This is a genomic window from Bradyrhizobium sp. WSM4873 (genome assembly GCF_055811355.1).
In genome coordinates this window covers 1-494 of record NZ_JBVVPS010000124.1, presented here as the reverse complement: position 1 = coordinate 494, position 494 = coordinate 1, and the positions used below count along the sequence as shown (strand labels likewise).

Annotated in this window: 2 protein-coding genes; both read right to left on the bottom strand. The window is 64.2% G+C overall.

Translation table 11 applies throughout. From position 1 onward, the window contains the following. A partial coding sequence (gene tnpB / locus AC0L21_RS38045) for an IS66 family insertion sequence element accessory protein TnpB (RefSeq protein WP_473267143.1) occupies positions 1-194 on the bottom strand: 194 nt, incomplete at its 3' end. Beyond that, positions 191-494 (bottom strand): transposase (locus tag AC0L21_RS38040; RefSeq protein WP_473267141.1); only part of this gene is annotated, 304 nt, incomplete at its 5' end. The genes tnpB and AC0L21_RS38040, both read right to left, overlap by 4 nt.

Genomic DNA, 494 nt, shown 5'->3' with positions numbered 1-494 from the left:
CATGCTCCCTGGCCATCGTGCCAGATCACCTTCACAAGATCGCTTCGGCGACCGCGGAAGACAAACAGATGACCGCTGAGCGGGTCCTTGCGCAGCACCTCCTGCACCTGGAGTGCCAGCGTTGGAAAGCCTCGGCGCATGTCCGTGTAGCCTGTCGCAAGCCACACGCGCGCGCCCGTCGGAACCGGGATCATCGGCGTACCAAAGCATCGAGAACGCGACGTAGTGCGTCTCCATCGACCCGGATGCGGTGCCCGCTACCAAGGTCGATCTCGATGATGCCCAGGCTCTTCCGTCGACGCGCCGCCGTCGTCGTCAGCGGCGCTTCGGCCACCTCCCGCGGCGGAACAGACGGCCCAATCTCGACCGGCACGAACGGCGCTATACTCGCTTCAGCGTTCTTGCAAAGCTCTTTGCGCCACCTGAACAGCTGGCTTACATGAAGGCCAGCCATGCGAGCCACCTCGGAAACGCAGGCTCCGGGCTCGAGCGAT